Genomic DNA, 18,558 nt, shown 5'->3' with positions numbered 1-18,558 from the left:
GATGGATTATACGCTCACCCGCATAGATCCTAACGGTGAGAATGACCGTTATCCCCTGCAAAAACAGGAAACTGTCAGCGACCCCTTGGAGCAACATGTTCACCGAAGTGTCTATATGGGGAAACTGGAACATGCTCTGCATAATATGGTGAATTGGGGACGGAAAAACTCCCTGTGGCCTTATAACTTCGGGCTTTCTTGCTGCTACGTGGAAATGGTGACGTCATTTACCGCTGTCCACGATGTTGCACGTTTTGGTGCCGAAGTATTGCGAGCATCTCCCCGTCAGGCTGATTTCATGGTGATTTCCGGGACCTGTTTCGTCAAAATGGCACCCGTCATTCAACGCCTGTACGACCAATTACTGGAGCCGAAATGGGTTATCTCAATGGGAGCCTGCGCAAATTCTGGTGGTATGTACGACATTTACTCCGTAGTTCAAGGGGTTGATAAATTTATCCCTGTCGATGTTTATATTCCTGGCTGCCCTCCTCGCCCTGAAGCCTATATGCAGGCTCTGCTGCTGTTGCAAGAGTCCATAGGTAAAGAACGACGCCCACTGTCATGGGTGGTTGGCGATCAAGGGGTTTACCGCGCCAATATGCAATCAGAAAGAGAAAGGAAACGCGGTGAACGTATTGCAGTGAAAAATCTGCGTACGCCAGACGAAATTTAAGGCTTTTAGCCATATAGCGTAACCAGAGCAATGTGTTGCGATCACAAAAACCCTGATCAAGCGTTGTGGTGAAGAATGATGACAGATCAGATAGCGCAAGAAAGCGCCCGGCCTGCTTGGGCAACACGAGATCATCTTGATGATCCAGTTGTCAGCGAGCTTAATCGTCAATTTGGCCCGGATGCCTTTACCATCCAGCCGACCCGCACGGGTATGCCAGTTGTTTGGGTCAAGCGGGAACAGTTCCTGAAGGTAATAACGTTCCTGAAAAAATTGCCCAAACCTTATGTTATGTTGTTTGACTTGCATGGTGTCGATGAGCGTCAGCGTCTCACCGAGAAGGCTTGCCGGCAGCTGACTTTTCGGTGTTTTATCATCTCCTTTCTATTGAGCGTAATCGCGACATCATGCTGAAAGTCGCGCTCGCTGAACAAGACCTGAATATTCCGACTATCACGTCAATTTTTCCAAATGCCAACTGGTATGAACGTGAAACGTGGGAAATGTTTGGCATCACCTTCAATGGCCATCCCAATTTGCGTCGTATCTTGATGCCTCCGACATGGGAAGGTCACCCGTTGCGCAAGGAATATTCTGCCCGCGCCACGGAATTTGATCCTTTCGTCTTGACTAAGCAGAAAGAAGATCTGGAAATGGAAGCGCTGACTTTCAAACCCGAAGAATGGGGTATGAAGCGCGGTACAGATAATGAAGACTTCATGTTCCTTAATCTCGGTCCTAACCATCCTTCTGCCCACGGTGCATTCCGCATTATTCTGCAACTTGACGGCGAAGAAATCGTCGATTGTGTTCCTGATATCGGCTACCACCATCGGGGTGCCGAAAAAATGGGGGAACGTCAGTCATGGCACAGCTATATCCCTTATACCGATCGCATCGAATATTTGGGAGGATGCGTTAACGAAATGCCGTATGTGCTGGCGGTTGAAAAGCTGGCCGGTATTGAAGTTCCCGATCGGGTGAAAACAATTCGTGTCATGTTGTCCGAACTGTTCCGCATTAATAGCCATCTGCTTTATATCAGTACATTTATCCAGGACGTTGGTGCGATGACGCCCGTCTTCTTTGCCTTTACTGACCGACAGAAAGTTTACGATGTCGTCGAGGCGATTACGGGATTCCGTATGCATCCGGCATGGTTCCGCATCGGTGGTGTTGCGCATGATTTACCGCGTGGTTGGGACAAACTCTTACGTGAATTGCTGGACTGGCTACCGAAACGTTTGGATTCCTATGTCAAAGCCGCGTTGAAAAACAGTGTCCTGAAAGGGCGCTCTGTTGGGGTTGCGGCCTACAATGCCAAACAGGCTTTGGACTGGGGGGTTACCGGTGCAGGGCTGCGTGCCACTGGCATTGGTTTTGATGTACGTAAATGGCGCCCTTATTCTGGCTATGAAAATTTCGATTTTGAAGTACCAACAGGCTACAACGGTGATTGCTATGACCGGGTAATGCTGAAAGTGGAAGAAATCCGTCAGAGTATACGCATCCTTGAGCAGTGCCTGAAAAATATGCCGGAAGGACCATTCAAGGCTGATCATCCACTGACCACTCCGCCACCGAGAGAACGGACTTTGCAGCACATCGAAACCATGATTAACCACTTCCTACAAGTGTCATGGGGGCCGGTCATGCCTGCCAATGAATCATTCCAGATGATCGAAGCGACTAAAGGTATCAACAGTTATTACTTGACCAGCGATGGTAGCACCATGAGCTACCGTACCCGTATCCGTACACCAAGTTTTGCTCATTTGCAGCAAATTCCATCGGTGATCCGCGGTAGTCTGGTTTCTGACCTTATCGTCTATCTGGGCAGTATCGATTTTGTTATGTCTGATGTGGATCGCTAACGATGCAAAGTGAATTTAACGTAAACAAGCAAGCACGCCTTGATGTAGTTAACGTAACGGACGCTCAGACCCCGGATGAGTTTGTATTGAGTGCTGACGAACGTAATGCCATTGAGCAGGAAAAACACCACTACGAAGATCCGCGCGCTGCGTCAATCGAAGCACTGAAAATTGTGCAAAAAAAGCGTGGTTGGGTGCCGGATGGTGCCATTTATGCCATTGCTGAGGTATTAGGTATTCCGGCCAGTGACGTGGAAGGGGTGGCGACGTTTTACAGCCAGATTTACCGGCAACCAGTGGGGCGTCACATTATTCGTTACTGTGACAGTGTCGTATGTCACATCACGGGCTACCAGGGTGTTCAGGCAGCGATAGAATCGTGTCTGAACATTCGTCCGGGGCAAACCACGGCTGATGGACGTTTCACACTGTTACCAACCTGCTGCCTGGGTAACTGTGACAAGGGACCCACGATGATGATTGATGAGGACACCCACAGTTACGTAAAACCCGAAGAAATTGAAAAATTACTGGAGCAATATCCATGACAACGCATTCAGGAGTGAAAGAAATTATCCGCACAGCGGAAACTCATCCCCTGACATGGCGGTTGCGTGATGACCAACAACCTGTCTGGCTGGATGAATACCGAAGCCGAAATGGTTATAAAGGAGCCGAAAAAGCACTGAAGGGCATGGCTCCTGATGAAATTACCGCACTGGTTAAAGATGCTGGCTTAAAAGGTCGTGGCGGTGCAGGCTTCTCAACCGGCTTGAAATGGAGCCTGATGCCAAAAGACGAAAGCATGAATATCCGCTATTTATTGTGTAATGCGGATGAGATGGAGCCGGGTACTTATAAAGATCGCCTATTGATGGAGCAATTGCCTCATCTGTTGGTGGAAGGCATGTTAATCAGTGCCTTTGCATTGAAAGCCTATCGCGGTTACATCTTCCTGCGTGGTGAATATGTCGAAGCGGCTGTCCATTTACGCAAAGCCATAGAGGAAGCCAAAGCAGCTGGATTGCTTGGCAAAAACATTTTGGGCAGTGGTTTTGATTTTGAACTGTTTGTTCATACTGGCGCGGGGCGTTATATCTGTGGTGAAGAAACCGCTTTGATTAACTCCCTTGAAGGGCGCCGGGCAAACCCACGTTCAAAACCGCCATTTCCTGCGACGGCTGGTGTATGGGGTAAACCTACCTGCGTCAACAATGTCGAAACATTGTGTAACGTTCCTGCCATTCTTGAACATGGGAAAGAGTGGTATATCGGTTTGAGTGCCGGCAAAAGTAAAGATGCCGGTACTAAACTCATGGGCTTTTCTGGCCGAGTCAAAAATCCAGGTCTTTGGGAATTACCTTTTGGCACAACTGCCCGTGAAATTCTTGAAGATTATGCGGGCGGAATGCGTGATGGCTTGAAATTCAAGGCATGGCAACCCGGAGGGGCAGGAACTGATTTTCTGACCGCGGACCATTTAGATTTGCCGATGGATTTTGAGCATATCGCTAAAGCGGGTAGTCGATTGGGAACCGCACTGGCAATGGCGGTGGATCATGAGATCAATATGGTTTCCCTGACTCGCAATCTTGAAGAATTCTTCGCACGTGAATCTTGTGGTTGGTGCACACCATGCCGTGATGGCTTGCCGTGGAGTGTCAAAATCCTCCGGGCCATTGAGAGTGGCAAAGGCCAGCCAGGTGATATTGAAACTTTAGAACAACTCTGTCGTTTCCTTGGCCCAGGCAAAACGTTTTGCGCCCATGCACCAGGTGCTGTGGAACCTTTGCAGAGTGCCATCAAGTATTTCCGTGAAGAGTTTGAAGCGGGAATTGTCACCAAAGATTATGGCAATACCAATCTGATTGCGGGTATTCAACCAAACCTGCTCAACCAGCGTTGGTAACAAACAGTGCTAATTTTTGATTAACGCCTGCCACGGCAGGCCATTGGGAAGCATGCTGACTATGGCTACGATACATGTAGACGGCAAAGAATATGATGTAAACGGGGCTGATAACCTGTTACAAGCCTGCCTCTCATTGGGGCTTGATATACCTTATTTTTGCTGGCATCCAGCGCTGGGAAGCGTTGGCGCTTGCCGCCAGTGTGCGGTGAAGCAATATCAAAATGCGGAAGATACACGCGGTCGTTTGGTGATGTCTTGCATGACACCAGCGTCAGATGGCACGTATATCTCTATTGATGATGAAGAAGCTAAACAGTTCCGTGCCAGTGTTGTGGAATGGTTAATGACCAACCATCCCCACGACTGTCCAGTTTGTGAGGAAGGGGGTAACTGTCATTTACAGGATATGACAGTGATGACGGGGCATTCATTCCGAAAATACCGTTTTACCAAACGTACTCACAAAAATCAGGAATTGGGGCCATTCATTGCTCATGAAATGAACCGTTGCATCGCCTGTTACCGCTGTGTCCGTTACTACAAAGATTATGCGGATGGAACGGATTTTGGTGTTTATGGTGCCCATGACAACGTCTATTTTGGTCGTCCTGAAAGTGGCACATTGGAAAGTGAATTTTCCGGTAACCTGGTTGAAATTTGCCCAACCGGGGTATTTACCGACAAAACACATTCAGAACGCTACAACCGTAAATGGGACATGCAGTTTGCGCCAAGCATCTGCCAACAGTGCAGTATTGGTTGTAATACCAGCCCAGGGGAACGCTACGGTGAATTGCGCCGGATAGAAAATCGTTATAACGGCACAGTCAACCACTACTTTATGTGTGACCGCGGGCGTTTCGGTTATGGTTATGTTAACCGTGACGATCGTCCTCGCCAGCCACAACAATTGCGTGGCGATCAGTGGATTTCATTGAATGCTGAGCAAGTTATGCAAGGAGGCGCAGATATTTTGCGTCAGGCGAAAAATGCTATTGGCATCGGTTCACCACGTGCAAGCATTGAAAGTAACTTTGCCTTGCGTGAATTGGTTGGTGCGGAAAACTTTTACAGTGGTATTTCAGCGGAAGAACAGCATCGCCTTGATACGATGTTAGAAATTCTCCAGCAAGGTGGGGTTTATACGCCATCGCTGCGTGAAATTGAAGACTATGATGCGGTGCTGGTGTTAGGGGAAGACCTGACCCAAACAGCTGCCCGTATGGCGTTATCTGTGCGTCAGGCAGTGAAAGGCAAAGCGCGTGAAATGGCGGCTGCTCAGAAAGTGGCAGACTGGCAGATTGCAGCTGTGATGAATATTGGTCAACACGCCAAATATCCTCTTTTCTTGACCAGTGTCGATGAAACTCGACTGGATGATATTGCCGCATGGAGCTACCGTGCACCTACTGATGATCAGGCTCGCCTGGGTTTTGCCGTGGCACATGCCCTGAACAATATCGCTCCTGCCGTTAATGATCTGCCGGATGAGCTGAAATCGAAAGTGGAAATCATTGCACATGCATTGCGTGATGCGAAAAAACCCTTGATCATCAGTGGCAGTAATCCAGGCAGTGATGCCTTGATTCAGGCTGCGGCCAATATCGCATGGGCCTTGAAAGATAAAGGTGCGGATGTGGGGCTTTCCTATGTTGCCGCATATGCGAATAGCTTGGGATTGGCGATGATGGAGGCGCAGCCATTAGATGCTGCTTTACAGCGTATCGCTAAAGGGGATTCAGACACCGCTATCGTTATGGAAAACGATCTCTATCGTCATGCACCGGCGGATAAAATTGATCGGGCACTGGATAGTTTGAAAAATCTGATTGTCGTGGATCACCAACACACCGCCATTATGGATAAGGCGCATTTGATTCTGTCAGCTTCCAGTTTTGCTGAAAGCGATGGTACGTTGGTGAATCAAGAAGGCCGTGCTCAACGCTATTTCCAGGTTTACGAACCTGCATTTTATGATAAATCCATCGTTATGTTAGAAAGCTGGCGCTGGATGCATTCCCTGTATACCACCTATACACAGTGTCAAACCGACTGGACACAGCTTGATCACGTGATTGCAGCTTGTGTCAAAGTGATGCCGCAATTCAAAGGCATCGTAGATGCGGCACCAGATGCGACATTCCGTATTCGTGGGCAAAAATTGGCGCGTTCACCTCATCGTTATAGCGGCCGTACCGCGATGTTGGCTGATGTCAGTGTCCATGAGCAGCGCCAGCCACAGGATATCGATACTGCATTTGCTTTCTCAATGGAAGGGAACAACAGCCCATATGCACCACGTCAGCAAATTCCATTTGCATGGGCACCAGGCTGGAACTCACCGCAAGCGTGGAATAAATTCCAGGCTGAAGTGGGGGGCAAGCTGCGCTTTGGTGATCCAGGGGTTCGTTTGATTGAAACGGTTGATGGTGGGTTGAACTATTTTGACGCTATCCCGACCGCATTTACTGCGCAAAAAGATCAATGGCATGTTGCGCCCTATTTCCACTTGTTTGGCAGTGAAGAGCTGTCACAACGTTCTGATGTAGTACAGGAACGTATGCCTGAGCCGTATGTGATGATTAATCATAAAGATGCGGAGCATTTGAAGGTGAAAGAAGGCGCTGTGATGACATTTGATTGTGAAGGGCAGCAACTGCGTTTGGCCGTGCGCTTGAGTGGTAATCTGGCCCAAGGGCAAATTGGCTTGCCACTGGGAATGTCAGGTATACCGCCGGTTCTGGCAGGCAAATCAGTCCATAACTTACGGGAGGTTGCATAATGAGCTGGTTGACTCCCGATGTCATTGAAATCCTGATTACTGTACTGAAAGCGGTTGTCATTCTACTGGTCGTGGTGATCTGCGGGGCGTTCATGAGTTTCTTTGAACGCCGTATCCTTGGCCTGTTTCAAAACCGTTATGGGCCAAACCGAGTCGGTTGGGGCGGTTCATTGCAGCTTGTCGCAGACATGATCAAAATGTTCTTTAAAGAAGACTGGGCACCACGTTTTTCTGACAGAGCCATTTTCACTTTGGCTCCTGTCATTGCATTCAGCTCAATGCTTCTGGCCTTTGCGATCGTGCCAGTCAGCCCGACATGGATGGTCGCAGACCTGAATATTGGTATCTTATTCTTCATGATGATGGCGGGCTTGGCGGTTTATTCCGTGCTGTTTGCGGGGTGGGCGAGTAACAACAAATATGCCTTGCTGGGTGCGATGCGTGCATCAGCACAGACATTGAGTTATGAAGTTTTCCTCGGTATGTCCATGATGGGCGTTGTGGCACAAGCTGGCTCCTTTAACATGGTGGATATCGTCAACTCACAGCAACATGTATGGAATGTCATTCCTCAATTCTTTGGCTTCCTGACTTTTGCTATTGCGGGTGTCGCGGTATGCCACCGCCATCCCTTTGACCAACCGGAAGCCGAGCAAGAACTGGCCGATGGCTATCACATCGAATATTCCGGCATGAAATTCGGTCTGTTTTTTGTCGGAGAATATATCGCGATTGTGACGGTATCTGCTTTGATCGTCACGCTGTTCTTTGGTGGCTGGAATGGACCTCTCTTGCCTCCATTCGTCTGGTTTGCGCTGAAAACAGCATTTTTCATGATGATGTTCATTTTGATCCGCGCTGCCTTGCCACGTCCTCGTTATGACCAGGTGATGTCGTTTGGCTGGAAAGTTTGTCTGCCATTAACGTTACTGAATATGCTAGCGACAGCCGCAGTTATTTTATACAACGCTCAATAAAGGGGGTGATTGAACCATGACATTGAAAGAATTAGTGGTCGGTTTTGCCACCCAGGTACGCAGTATTTGGATGATAGGGCTTCATGCCTTCCATAAACGCGAAACAAAAATGTATCCGGAAGAGCCGGTTTATCTGCCACCCCGTTACCGTGGGCGCATCGTTCTGACGCGTGATCCTGACGGTGAAGAGCGTTGTGTTGCGTGTAACTTGTGTGCAGCGGTGTGTCCGGTGGGATGTATTTCACTGCAAAAAGCAGAGCATAAGGATGGGCGCTGGTATCCTGAATTTTTCCGCGTCAATTTTTCGCGTTGCATTTTCTGCGGCCTGTGTGAAGAAGCGTGCCCAACTACCGCTATTCAGTTGACACCGGATTTTGAACTGGGTGAATACAAGCGTCAGGATCTGGTATACGAGAAAGAAGATCTGCTGATTTCAGGGCCAGGTAAATATCCTGACTATAACTTTTACCGTAAGACAGGTATGGCAATTGACGGCAAGGATAAAGGTGAAGCCGACAATGAGGCTAAGCCTATCGACGTTAAAAGCCTGTTGCCGTAAGGAGCGATATTCATGGAATTTACATTTTATGTCGCAGGGCTGGTTGCGATTCTCGCAACACTCAGGGTAGTAACCCATACGCATCCGGTACATGCACTGTTGTATCTGATTATTTCCTTGTTAGCCCTGTCCGTTGTGTTTTTTTCAATGGGCGCCTATTTTGCTGGTGCTTTGGAGATCATCGTTTACGCGGGCGCAATTATGGTGTTGTTCGTCTTCGTCGTGATGATGCTGAATCTGGGAAAATCAGTTGTCGAGCAGGAACGGCGCTGGTTACAACCCCGTGCCTGGATTGGCCCGTCACTCCTGTCTATCGTGCTGTTGATTGTGTTGGTTTACGCCATCAGTACCCTGTCATCTGCTGAAATCAGTGGTGAAGTCGTCAGTGCCAAAGAAGTGGGGATTAGCTTGTTTGGCCCTTATGTATTGGTGGTCGAGCTGGCCTCTTTGCTGTTATTGGCAGGATTGGTAGTGGCTTACCACATCGGCCGTGAAAATCGGCAAGGGGAAGTGATCAGCAATCGTGCGGAGGACCAACAATAATGATAGCGTTACACCATGGCCTCATTTTGGCGGCTATTTTGTTTACATTAGGCTTTACCTGCCTGGTTATCCGCCGCAATCTGTTATTTATGCTGATCGGGTTGGAAATCATGATCAATGCTTCAGCGCTAGCGTTTGTCGTTGCTGGCAGCTATTGGCTCCAGCCTGATGGTCAGGTGATGTACATTCTGGCCATTACGCTGGCAGCCGCCGAGGCGAGTATCGGTTTGGCACTGTTACTACAGTTGCACCGTCGTCGCCAAAACCTGAATATTGATACAGTCAGTGAGATGCGCGGATGAACTTACTCTATTTAACAATTCTGCTGCCACTGCTGGGATTTTTGCTATTGGCATTTTCCCGTGGCCGCTGGTCTGAAAATTTGTCAGCTACCATTGGGAGTGGTTCTGTTGGGCTGGCAGCATTGGTTACCTTCTGGGTAGCGATTGATTTTCTTACTCAGAATGGGGCAGGGGGGCTGGTTTACAGCCAGACGCTGTGGAACTGGATGGCAGTGGATAATTTCAGCATCCCGATTAATCTGGTGCTGGATGGTCTGTCACTGACAATGCTGAGTGTTGTGACTGGCGTTGGTTTCCTGATCCACATTTACGCTTCCTGGTACATGCGCGGTGAAGAGGGATACTCCCGATTCTTCGCCTATACCAACCTGTTTATCGCCAGTATGGTGGTATTGGTACTGGCAGATAACATACTACTGATGTATCTCGGTTGGGAAGGCGTCGGCCTGTGCAGTTACCTGTTGATCGGCTTCTACTACAAAAACCCTGCCAATGGCGCGGCGGCAATGAAAGCCTTTATTGTGACCCGTGTTGGTGACGTATTCCTTGCCATAGGTATGTTTATCCTTTACGACCAGCTTGGTACGTTGAGTTTCCGCGAATTGGCGGTATTGGCGCCACAACATATTGAAGTAGGCTCTAGCGCGATCACCTGGGCAACCTTGATGATTCTGGGGGGGCTGTCGGTAAATCTGCTCAGTTACCATTGCAAACATGGTTAGCAGATGCGATGGCTGGTCCGACACCCGTTTCTGCGCTGATCCACGCCGCTACAATGGTTACTGCTGGGGTTTATCTGATTGCCCGTAGCCATGCATTGTTCTTGATGGCGCCTGATATCTTACATTTGGTCGGTGTTATTGGTGCGATCACCTTGCTGCTGGCAGGTTTCGCCGCATTGGTACAGACAGATATCAAACGGGTGCTGGCTTATTCCACCATGAGCCAGATTGGCTACATGTTTTTGGCATTGGGTGTACAGGCGTGGGATGCCGCGATTTTTCACCTGATGACCCATGCATTCTTCAAAGCATTACTGTTCCTGGCTTCTGGCTCGGTGATTCTGGCCTGCCATCATGAGCAAAATATCTTCAAAATGGGCGGGCTGAGCAAGCGTATCCCATTTGTTTATCTCTGCTTCTTGGTGGGTGGCTCTGCGTTGTCGGCACTGCCATTATTGACGGCCGGTTTCTATAGTAAGGATGAAATCCTGTGGGGTGCGTTGGCAAATGGTCATATGAACCTGATGCTGGCGGGGCTGATTGGCGCATTGATGACATCACTGTATACCTTCCGCATGATCTTTATCGTGTTCCACGGTGAAGAAAATACCCATGCTCATCCAGTCAAGGGCATTACCCACACTTTGCCATTGTCAATATTGCTGGTGTTGTCCACTTTTGTGGGCGCGCTAATTGTGCCACCGCTGGCGGGAGTCTTACCTGAGAGTGTTCTATCAGAAAACAGCGCGACAAGGCATGATGGCAAAATGACATTGGAAATTATTTCTGGTGTGGTTGCTATTGTCGGTATCTTGCTGGCGGCTGCGTTGTATCTGGGCAAACGTGGTGTGGTTAATGCCACGGCGAACAGCGCCCCAGGGCGTTTCTTCTCCACATGGTGGTTCCATGCCTGGGGATTTGACGCGCTATATGACTGGGTATTTGTGAAACCATTCAAGGGCATCACTCGCCTGTTGCAAAGTGATCCTTTGAACTCACTGATGAACATTCCAGCCATATTGTCACGTTGGGGCAATAAAGGGCTACGTTGGAGTGAGAACGGACAAGTCCGTTGGTATGCTACCTCTATGGGGTTGGGTGCAGTGCTGGTTTTAGCTCTGCTGCTTTTGGTTTAATTAAGGGACACATTGCGCCATGCTACTACCTTGGCTAATTCTTCTGCCCTTCATCGGAGGCCTGTTGTGTTGGCAGGCCGAGCGCTTCGGCACCCGTATGCCGCGTTGGATAGCGCTTCTGGCGATGGGACTGACGCTGTTACTCTCCCTGTACCTGTGGTTACAGGGCGGTTATACACTCACCAACCCACAGGGCATACCACAGTGGCAATCCGAATTCTTGCTTCAGTGGATCCCACGTTTCGGCATTAGCATTCATCTGGCACTGGATGGTTTATCCTTGCTGATGGTCGTGTTGACTGCATTACTGGGTTTGATGGCAATCCTCTGTTCGTGGAATGAAAACCAGCCATACCAGGGCTTCTTCCACCTGAACCTGCTGTGGATATTGGGTGGTGTGATGGGGGTTTTCCTTGCCATCGACCTGTTCTTGTTCTTTTTCTTCTGGGAAGTGATGTTAGTACCGATGTACTTCCTGATTGCCCTGTGGGGGCACAGAGGCTCAGAAGGTAAAACCCGTATCACTGCGGCAACGAAATTCTTCATCTATACCCAAGCCAGCGGTTTGGTGATGCTGATTTCGATTCTGGCACTGGCTTTCATTCACCATGATGCAACTGGCGAATGGACATTCAACTATGAAAAACTGTTGGATACGCCGATGTCGCACACCGTTCAATACCTGCTAATGCTGGGTTTCTTCATTGCATTCGCGGTGAAAATGCCGGTTGTTCCTTTACATGGCTGGTTGCCGGATGCTCATAGCCAGGCTCCAACAGCAGGTTCAGTTGACCTTGCAGGGATTTTGCTGAAGACGGCGGCTTATGGTTTGTTGCGTTTCAGTTTGCCTCTGTTCCCGCAAGCTTCTGCGGAATTTGCCCCGATTGCCATGTGGCTGGGCGTTATTGGTATTTTCTACGGTGCCTGGATGGCATTCAGTCAGACTGATATCAAACGTTTGATTGCCTATACCAGTGTTTCCCATATGGGTTTTGTGCTTATCGCCATTTACACAGGTAGCCAATTGGCTTATCAGGGAGCGGTGATCCAAATGATTGCACATGGCCTGTCAGCCGCGGGTTTGTTCATTCTGTGTGGTCAGCTTTATGAACGCCTGCATACCAGGGACATGCGCCAAATGGGCGGATTGTGGGGAAGAATTCAGCTTTTGCCGGCGATATCCCTATTTTTTGCCGTAGCCACATTAGGTATGCCAGGAACCGGTAACTTTGTTGGGGAATTTATGATCCTGTTCGGCAGCTTCAGTCAATTTACCCTGGTGACTACGGTATCCGTGTTCGGTTTAGTTTTTGCCTCCGTTTACGCACTGTACTTGATGCAGAAAGCTTATTACGGTACGGCAAAAACGGATAAACCCTTACAGAGAATGGATGTGCGTGAAATTTCCATTTTGCTGCTGTTGGTTGTCTTGCTGGTGATTTTAGGGGTTTACCCGCAGCCAATTCTTGATACCTCAGCCGCAGCAATGGGTAACATCCAGAATTGGTATTCAGCTTCACTTTTAACTACAAGGCCGTAATTCGCCATGACAATAACTTCTGAACAATTGATCGCACTGTTGCCGCTATTGATCGTCGGATTGACGGTAGTGGTTGTGATGTTGTCCATTGCGTGGCGACGCGATCATTTCACCAATGTCACCTTGACGGTGATTGGTCTAAACCTGGCCCTGTTCTCACTCTATTTTGTGGGGCAGCAGGAGCCAATGGATGTCACGCCATTGATTCATGTAGATCGTTTTGCAATGTTCTATACTGCGCTTGTGCTGATTGCGAGCCTTGCAACAACGACATTTGCCTACTCATGGTTGGAAAATTATCCCGATAATAAAGAAGAGTTTTATCTGTTGGTGTTGATTGCGGCGGCTGGGGGAATTCTGCTTTCTTCTGCCAACCATATGGCATCACTGTTTATCGGAATTGAATTGATCACCTTGCCGCTGTTTGGCTTAGTGGGTTATGCCTATCGCCAGAAACGTTCGTTGGAAGCGGGCATTAAATATATGCTGTTGTCTGCGGCCGCATCTTCATTCCTGCTGTTTGGTATTGCATTGCTGTATGCAGAATCCGGTGATTTGTCTTTCGCATCAATTGGAAAAAGTTTGAGCGATAGCAAACTGCATGAACCGTTAGTTCTGGCTGGCTTGGGGATGATGATCGTAGGGCTGGGCTTTAAACTTTCCCTTGTGCCTTTCCAACTGTGGACACCGGATGTTTATCAAGGCGCACCGGCACCGGTATCGACCTTTCTGGCAACGGCAAGTAAGGTTGCGATCTTCGCAGTGATCATGCGTTTATTCATTGAAGCACCCGTGGCTGAAAGCACAACCTTACGTATTCTGCTAACAGTGATTGCTATTGCATCTATCCTGTTTGGTAACTTATTGGCCTTGACACAAAGCAATATCAAACGACTGCTGGGTTACTCATCCATTGCTCATTTGGGATATTTGCTGGTGGTATTGGTTGCCATCAAAGATCATACGTTGGCAGAAGAGACGGCAGGTATTTATCTGGTCGGTTATTTGTTCGCCAGTATCGGGGCATTTGGTGTGGTCAGCTTGATGTCCAGCCCATACAGAGGGCCAGATGCGGATTCACTGTTCTCATATCGTGGCTTGTTCTGGCATAAACCGATCCTGTCAGCGGTAATGACAGTGATGATGCTGTCATTGGCGGGAATACCATTAACATTTGGCTTCATTGGCAAATTTTATGTCATCGCGACAGGTGTTGAAGCAAAATTGTGGTGGCTGACTGGTGCTGTTGTTGTGGGTAGTGCCATCGGTCTTTACTACTATCTACGCGTGATGGTGAGCCTGTACCTGCCAGCACCGAAAGCACTGAACCGTGATACACCACGCAATTGGGCGTTTACTTCTGGCGGGATTGTAGTGTTGCTCAGTGCATTACTGGTATTGATCCTTGGTGTTTGGCCACAACCGCTAATTGATATTGTCCAGTTGGCGAAAACTGCTCTATAAATAATAAGCTATACCAATCGCCTTTCAAGATGTGTCTTATATCTCCCCGCGTAGCGGGGAGATATAAATAATCACATTGATTTTCAAGCTGCAACTTGAAGTTAGATTGGTATAAAGAGATGATTTTAAAGACCCAGTCATTGTTGGTTGGGTCTTTCTTTATTGAATTGCGCTTTTTGTTTATCTATAAAAAACAATTTTCCTACGAATTAGTTAGTTCGCGCATATCTTTTCCTTTAAATTGGTACTCCTTTATCAGGAGTGTCATTTTTACGCTCCACTAACCACATTCCGACACTCATTGCCAGCATAAAGGCGAATCCTTTTGCATGGCCTGCACCCAGCAGGACTAACCCTGGTCCAGGACAAATTCCTGCAATTCCCCATCCTAGGCCAAAAAGTGCGCTTCCTCCTATCAAACGCCAGTCTATTTGACGCCGGTCAGGTAATATCATCGGTGCGCCACAAAGTGCATTCTGACGACGTTTAGCCAGCATGAAACCTATCAGACCGACAAGAATAGCTCCCATCATCACAAATGCCAGAGATGGATCCCACGGATGTGCCAGATCCAGAAAGCCCAAAACTTTAGCTGGGTTTGCCATGCCACTAATAATTAACCCTAGGCCAAAAATAACACCAGACAGAAAAGAAAATATTCCCATCATTTTTCACCTCACAAGAACCAGTAATTCAACACTGTCGTTGTCACAAATCCCACAACCATAAAGATCAGGGTGGCAACTAACGAACGTAAGGAGAGGCGAGAAAGCCCACATACGCCATGTCCGCTGGTACAACCGGAACCAATATGTGTCCCCATTCCTACCAAAAGGCCAGCGATAATGATGGCAGGCCAGGATGCTGTAACTGTGATTTCAGGTAATGGATGTAGTAAGTCATAGAGCACGGGAGCAATAATTATGCCTGCGAGAAATGCCACCCGCCATGAGCGATCATTTTTTTTACGTTGCAATAATCCGCCGAGAATACCGCTGATGCCAGCAATGCGACCACAAAACAACACCAGCATAATTGCCGCTAGGCCAATTAGTATTCCCCCACTAAAGCTCAGCCCTGGTGTAAACTGGGCAAAATTAAGGCTCATCCTAATCTCCTGTCATTTTCGGTTTCGGACAATACAAGGTATAGAGAGTATGAAGTAACGTCAGAATGCGTTCGTCTTCAATACGATAGAAGATCTGTTTTCCTTCCCGTCGCGTCTGCACCAGATTCAACCGCCGCATAACACCAAGCTGTTGAGACAGCGTTGGCTGGCGGATACCTACGGCTTCTTCAAGTTGTCCGACAGAAGTTTCTCCTTGACTGATTTGGCACATCAATAACAAGCGGTCATCGTTGGAAAGAACGCGTAACACATCTGCCGCTCCTGCGGCAGCTTCACGCATTGCTTGTTGTGAAGGGTAATTTGCTTTCATTATGACACTCACCTTAACATTTTATTTTTTTATATAATATAATTTTGTAAATTAAATGCAAGTCGGGTGGGGAATTTTCATTTCAAGGCTATCAGACATAATAGGCACTAGAGTGCAAGAGTGTATGTAACGGATCCACTGACTCACATCAATGGTGTAGGCAAGTTATACGCATTAAACTTCAAGTTGCCATTTACAACACGATATGAAACCTGATATCTCCCCGCTTCGCGGGGAGATATCACTCGCATCTTGAAGTTAGATTGGTATAAAATTTTAATTTAGCCTAATAGTTTTTAGGATTGCAGAATTGATTTTTATTTGTATTAAAATACGAAATTTAACCTGTTTAAGTAAAAATAAGTCACGAAAAAGATTAAAGAAATCATTGAAAATAATATTGATAGCATCTGTTTTTATGAATTAAATATATTTTTAGTTATTATTATTTTTAATATTTAAAATATATGCCTTTAGGCATAAAATCCAAAATGTTCATCATAAGATTAGACAAGAATTTTATTATTGGAAAGAGCATTATAGTTGTGGAGTATAGTAATTTGAAGAGACGAGGAGAAATTAATTATTTATTGACTTAAAGGAGATATATGTCATGGGCTCATTTGAGAATAAAGTAGTATTGATCACTGGGGGAACAGCGGGAATAGGATTGGCTACTGCTATTGAATTTGCGAAAAAGGATGCAAGTGTCCTTTTGGTGGGGCGAAATGTTGATAAAGGTAGTAAAGCAATAGCACAAATGCCACACAATTCTAATTGTGCGTTTTATTCTGCTGATATGAGTAAACGTTCAGACATTAAGCAGCTCTTCTCATATATTAAAGAGCATTATGGTTGTTTGGACATTGCTGTTAACAATGCTGGAATGTTCGGTGCTTCATTTACCAAAATAACCGAATATCCGGATGAAGTCTGGGATGACGTCATTGCGACGAATGTGACAGGCGTGTATCAATGTATGAAATATGAGATACCGTTAATGGAGCAATCAGGTGGAGCAATAGTAAATGTCGCATCAGTTTCAGGGTTAAAGGCAAATTATGCAGGAGGGTGTGCCTATACTGCCAGTAAACATGCGGTGGTTGGGTTGACAAAATCTGCTGCTTTAGAGATGGCAAAGTTAAATATTAGGGTTAATGCTGTGTGTCCAGGATTAATCAGGACAGATATGTCAGTCAGTGTGTTTGGTGATAATTTAGATGTATATAGTGACATCCACCCAATTGGAAGAATTGGGGAAGCAGAAGAAGTCGCGAATGCTATCGTGTGGTTATCGAGTAACAAAGCGGAATTCATTACAGGTTGTTGTTTGCCTGTTGATGGCGGTTTGATGGTAAAATAGACTTTAAATACCAATCTCTTGAATTGATGCATAATAAGATCCATGACGGACAGGTACATGGTTGTACTCAATCCGTCATTTTAGTTTCTGATATTTAAAAATCAGTATTGACTTTTAATGGAATGATATAATTAATGGAGATTCCTATATACCAATCTAATTTTAAGGTGAATGTGATTTCTTACCGCTTTGCGGGGATAAATCAGGTTTCATATTTGCAGGAAGAATACTTATCATAACCATTTCTTGACAAATTCTTCCAACGGTATTGGGCGGTCAAAGTAATATCCCTGCAAATAATCGACAGAATAGTTTGCTAACTGATTAGCTTGTTTTTGGTTTTCAATTCCTTCAGCCACAATTTCCAGATGTAACCGCAGGGCAAGGTCAATGATATTTTCCACAATATTTTTTGAAACCATATCGGTATTCATTTTGCTAATAAAGTTATGTCCAATTTTCACTAAGTTAACATTAATTTTTTGTAAGTAATTGTAATTAGAGAAACCGGTGCCAAAGTCGTCTAGTGCAATTAATACGCCTAATTCATCCAATTTATTGAATAAATGAATAGTATGATTATCGAGTTCCAATAATTCTCGTTCGGTAATCTCCAAAATCAATTTAATAGAATTTTCTGGAAATGATTTCAGAAAATAATCACAATCATCAATTAACCTGACGTCGTTATAATGTTTTGCACTAATATTGAAATTAAAATGGAAATTTGCGGGTAATTGATGAGCAATAGGTGCAAAATAGTCTCTCACTTGGGTGATTAGGTTATGCGTTAACGGAATAATCAAATCTGATTTTTCAATGTGTGCGATAAATTTATTTGGTGACAATAACCCATGGGTTGGGTTTTGCCAGCGAACAAGAATTTCACATCCAGCAATTTCATTGTTTTTACTAAAAATAATGGGTTGTATGTAGGGAATGAATTGCTTATTTCTAATCGCTTTTTTCAAACGATATTCTGGGATAATAATGGTTTTGGTATGCTTATAAAAAAACATCGCAGATATGAGCGTAAGCAGAGACAATAAAATAAATGTATATACTAACTCTACATCTGGTTGGATATTATCCTGATAATTGGAAAATAATCGCCAGAATATAAAACTTGTGCTGGCAGTGATGGTGATGAATAACATCACAAACATCCGATACAGGGATCGGTATGATTTCAGATCCAGCCCCATCATATCTCCTTTCTTGATAAAGCCCATTTCTTAACAGTAGGCTTGTTATCCAAACTATGCAAAA

Annotated in this window: 15 protein-coding genes and 2 pseudogenes; 13 read left to right on the top strand and 4 right to left on the bottom strand. The window is 46.3% G+C overall.

All coding sequences use genetic code 11. The features are described from left to right. The first annotated feature begins 1 nt into the window (after position 1). From AAC853_RS17235 to nuoN, 12 genes and pseudogenes are all read left to right on the top strand, one after another. A complete protein-coding gene (locus AAC853_RS17235) occupies positions 2-676 on the top strand; it encodes a NuoB/complex I 20 kDa subunit family protein (protein WP_047769419.1) in 675 nt (224 codons plus the stop codon). Between the two features lie 75 nt (positions 677-751). Beyond that, a pseudogene (nuoC, locus tag AAC853_RS17230) lies at positions 752-2,550 on the top strand (NADH-quinone oxidoreductase subunit C/D). Between the two features lie 2 nt (positions 2,551-2,552). Next, the gene (gene nuoE / locus AAC853_RS17225; protein ID WP_338885058.1) at positions 2,553-3,098 is read left to right on the top strand and encodes an NADH-quinone oxidoreductase subunit NuoE; all 546 of its coding nucleotides are present in this window, start codon (positions 2,553-2,555) and stop codon (positions 3,096-3,098) included. Beyond that, a complete protein-coding gene (nuoF, locus tag AAC853_RS17220) occupies positions 3,095-4,459 on the top strand; it encodes an NADH-quinone oxidoreductase subunit NuoF (RefSeq protein ID WP_340615267.1) in 1,365 nt (454 codons plus the stop codon). Before nuoE ends, nuoF begins: the two co-directional genes overlap by 4 nt. Positions 4,460-4,520: 61 nt before the next feature. Next, a complete protein-coding gene (nuoG, locus tag AAC853_RS17215; protein ID WP_340615266.1) occupies positions 4,521-7,244 on the top strand; it encodes an NADH-quinone oxidoreductase subunit NuoG in 2,724 nt (907 codons plus the stop codon). Then, positions 7,244-8,221: an NADH-quinone oxidoreductase subunit NuoH gene (gene nuoH / locus AAC853_RS17210; protein WP_189759297.1), complete on the top strand. Its 978-nt coding sequence runs from the start codon at positions 7,244-7,246 to the stop codon at positions 8,219-8,221. Before nuoG ends, nuoH begins: the two co-directional genes overlap by 1 nt. A gap of 16 nt (positions 8,222-8,237) precedes the next feature. Next, positions 8,238-8,780 carry an NADH-quinone oxidoreductase subunit NuoI gene (gene nuoI / locus AAC853_RS17205; protein WP_189759296.1) on the top strand — a complete coding sequence of 181 codons (543 nt, stop codon included), beginning with the start codon at positions 8,238-8,240 and terminating at the stop codon, positions 8,778-8,780. Positions 8,781-8,792: 12 nt separating this feature from the next. Then, positions 8,793-9,323 carry an NADH-quinone oxidoreductase subunit J gene (gene nuoJ, locus AAC853_RS17200; RefSeq protein ID WP_189759295.1) on the top strand — a complete coding sequence of 177 codons (531 nt, stop codon included), beginning with the start codon at positions 8,793-8,795 and terminating at the stop codon, positions 9,321-9,323. Next, positions 9,323-9,625, top strand: coding sequence for an NADH-quinone oxidoreductase subunit NuoK (gene nuoK / locus AAC853_RS17195; protein WP_189759294.1), 303 nt, complete (start codon positions 9,323-9,325; stop codon positions 9,623-9,625). Before nuoJ ends, nuoK begins: the two co-directional genes overlap by 1 nt. Continuing rightward, positions 9,622-11,483: pseudogene (nuoL, locus tag AAC853_RS17190) on the top strand (NADH-quinone oxidoreductase subunit L). Before nuoK ends, nuoL begins: the two are co-directional and overlap by 4 nt. Positions 11,484-11,502: 19 nt before the next feature. Further along, entirely contained in the window at positions 11,503-13,023 is a 1,521-nt protein-coding gene (nuoM, locus tag AAC853_RS17185) for an NADH-quinone oxidoreductase subunit M (RefSeq protein ID WP_189759292.1), read from the top strand. Between the two features lie 6 nt (positions 13,024-13,029). Continuing rightward, on the top strand, positions 13,030-14,487 hold the full coding sequence (nuoN, locus tag AAC853_RS17180; RefSeq protein WP_340615265.1) for an NADH-quinone oxidoreductase subunit NuoN: 1,458 nt from the start codon (positions 13,030-13,032) through the stop codon (positions 14,485-14,487). Positions 14,488-14,723: 236 nt separating this feature from the next. Here nuoN and AAC853_RS17175 read toward each other — a convergent pair whose 3' ends face one another. The 3 genes from AAC853_RS17175 to AAC853_RS17165 are packed head-to-tail and all read right to left on the bottom strand — an operon-like array spanning position 14,724 to position 15,926. Then, positions 14,724-15,155, bottom strand: coding sequence for a DUF6691 family protein (locus tag AAC853_RS17175; RefSeq protein WP_340615264.1), 432 nt, complete (start codon positions 15,153-15,155; stop codon positions 14,724-14,726). Between the two features lie 8 nt (positions 15,156-15,163). Continuing rightward, positions 15,164-15,595 (bottom strand): YeeE/YedE family protein, encoded by a 432-nt coding sequence (locus AAC853_RS17170; RefSeq protein ID WP_340615263.1) that lies wholly within the window; start codon positions 15,593-15,595, stop codon positions 15,164-15,166. Between the two features lies 1 nt (position 15,596). After that, positions 15,597-15,926 carry a metalloregulator ArsR/SmtB family transcription factor gene (locus tag AAC853_RS17165; RefSeq protein WP_338885063.1) on the bottom strand — a complete coding sequence of 110 codons (330 nt, stop codon included), beginning with the start codon at positions 15,924-15,926 and terminating at the stop codon, positions 15,597-15,599. Positions 15,927-16,539: 613 nt separating this feature from the next. Here AAC853_RS17165 and AAC853_RS17160 point away from each other — a divergent pair. After that, positions 16,540-17,289 (top strand): SDR family NAD(P)-dependent oxidoreductase, encoded by a 750-nt coding sequence (locus AAC853_RS17160; RefSeq protein WP_340615262.1) that lies wholly within the window; start codon positions 16,540-16,542, stop codon positions 17,287-17,289. A 233-nt stretch (positions 17,290-17,522) separates the two neighbouring features. Here the strand turns inward: AAC853_RS17160 and AAC853_RS17155 are convergent, their stop codons facing one another. Further along, positions 17,523-18,446: an EAL domain-containing protein gene (locus AAC853_RS17155; protein WP_340615261.1), complete on the bottom strand. Its 924-nt coding sequence runs from the start codon at positions 18,444-18,446 to the stop codon at positions 17,523-17,525. Positions 18,447-18,558 lie beyond the last annotated feature (112 nt).

The organism is Xenorhabdus thailandensis (genome assembly GCF_037996785.1).
In the GTDB taxonomy this organism is placed as follows: domain Bacteria; phylum Pseudomonadota; class Gammaproteobacteria; order Enterobacterales; family Enterobacteriaceae; genus Xenorhabdus; species Xenorhabdus griffiniae.
The sequence above is the reverse complement of the archived record's forward strand: the minus strand, read 5'-3'. Positions and strand labels throughout refer to the sequence as shown.